The sequence below is a fragment of the Candidatus Aminicenantes bacterium genome (assembly GCA_026393795.1).
In the GTDB taxonomy this organism is placed as follows: domain Bacteria; phylum Acidobacteriota; class Aminicenantia; order UBA2199; family UBA2199; genus UBA2199.
Genome location: JAPKZL010000204.1, coordinates 1 through 1776 on the forward strand (window position 1 = coordinate 1; position 1776 = coordinate 1776).

The 1776-nt window shown below is 52.5% G+C and carries 2 protein-coding genes; one reads left to right on the forward strand and one right to left on the reverse strand.

Translation table 11 applies throughout. The annotated features are described in order from the left end of the window. On the reverse strand, positions 1-378 hold a 378-nt coding region (locus NTW95_09890), incomplete at its 3' end, for an arsenate reductase ArsC (protein MCX6557722.1). Positions 379-557: 179 nt separating this feature from the next. Here NTW95_09890 and NTW95_09895 point away from each other — a divergent pair. Further along, positions 558-1589, forward strand: a complete 1032-nt coding sequence (locus NTW95_09895) for a hypothetical protein (GenBank protein ID MCX6557723.1) — start codon at positions 558-560, stop codon at positions 1587-1589. The last annotated feature ends 187 nt before the right edge of the window (positions 1590-1776 follow it).

Below are 1776 nucleotides of genomic sequence, written 5' to 3' on the forward strand. Positions count from 1 at the left end.
CAGATTGCGAACTTGTTCCAATTTTTCTTCGTTGCTACCCGTGAAAGCAGCAGGGTCGGGAAAACTCCAGTGCTGGCGCTGGCCGACGCCTGGAAAGATCGGGCAGGCTTCGGCCTGGCTCTCGTCGCAGACAGTGATCACCCAGCCGTACCATTTCCCTTGGCGCAGCAGGTCGAAAGCGCTGCGGGTCGTCTTGGCAGAAATATCGATGCCGATCTCATTCATGGCTTTGACGACCAGCGGATTAAGAACCCCCGGTTCCAGGCCGGCGCTTTCCGCGGCAAAGCGTTCGGAACCGAATTTGTTTAAAAATGCCTCGGCCATCTGGCTGCGGGCCGAATTATGGACGCAAATAAACAACACCCCGATTTTTTCCATTTTACACTCCTTCTGAAACACATGCTAACCGGAAACGATTAATTTCATTTTAATATACGATTAATTTAATGTGAATAGACAAAACTATTATTAACCGAAAATTAACCAAGATTTTATTTCATCTTCATCATCGCCGGCGACAATGGCCCCGGGAACGCAAATTTTTTCTGGAGGAAAAAATGAAACGACTGATTCTTTTAACCCTGTTGGCCCTGTTTGTCTTGAGCGCCGTGAAGTTGCCGGCCGCCATCTCGGCTTATGCTTTCGGCGACTATTACTTTGTACTCAAGCACCATGCCGTGGACCCTGTCACCAGCAGCAAACTTTATGAAGATCAGAACGGCTTCTGGCTGCGGCGCATCTACTTGACCTACGACTCCGACATTTCCGACAAGCTGAAAGCCCGCGCCCGCCTGGAGATGAACTCCGACGGCAAGTTCTCCACCACCGCCGCCACTATTAGTTCCTTTGTCAAGGACGCCTACGTGAGCTACCAGTACCTGCCACTGCACTCCATGACCCTGGGCATCCAGGAGCATCTCTCGTTCGCCAACATCGAGAAGTTCTACGGCTACCGCCATGTGGAAAAGACATCCCTTGACCTGTACAAGGTCCGCGACTCGCGCGACTTCGGCCTCAGCGCCAAGGGCTATTTTGATGCCGCCAAGAAATTCGGCTACGCGGTCATGTTCGGCAACAATTCCAGCTATCGCCAGGAGATCAACAAGGAGAAAGCGCTGAACGCCCGCCTGACCTTCACTCCCAACCCCAGCTGGATGTTCGAAGTCTACGGCGACATGGTTCAGGTCGACGCCACAAAAAAAGACACCCTGATTTCGGCTTTTGCCGGCTTCCAGGGCGATTGGGGACGCGTAGGTCTCAACTATTTGACTAAAACGCTGACCGAAACCGGGAAGGATGACAGCAAATATTCGCTGATCCAGGCTTTTGCCGTGGCCAAGTTCGGGAAAAAAGTCGAAGCACTGGTCCGTTACGACCAGACTTTTGATCCCCAGCCGAACGGCCAGGACAGCTACCTGATCATCGAAAAAGGCTACAAAACATCGTTCTTTTTGGCCGGCCTGGGCTGGAACATCCACCCCAAGTTCCAGGTCATGCCCAACGTGAAGATGGTGTCCTATCAGGAAAATAACGGCAAAAAGCCGGGCAGCGACACCTACTTCAACGTGACTTTCTATTACCAGTTCTAAAGGAGGAAACATGAAAATTTTCAAGACATTGCTCATCATCGCCCTAGCCGCCGGCTTCCTGGGCGCGGCCGAAGCCAACAAGATCACGGTCGACGGTTCCACCACCGTGGGGCCCATCGCCAAGGCCTTTGCCGAGTTCTACATGAAGCAGCATCCCGGCGTCAACATCACCGTTTCCGAATCGGGT

Coding starts and splice junctions, on each gene's coding strand:
- NTW95_09895 (MCX6557723.1), top strand. CDS start 558: ATGAAACGACTGATTCTTTTAACCCTGTTGGCCCTGTTTGTCTTGAGC.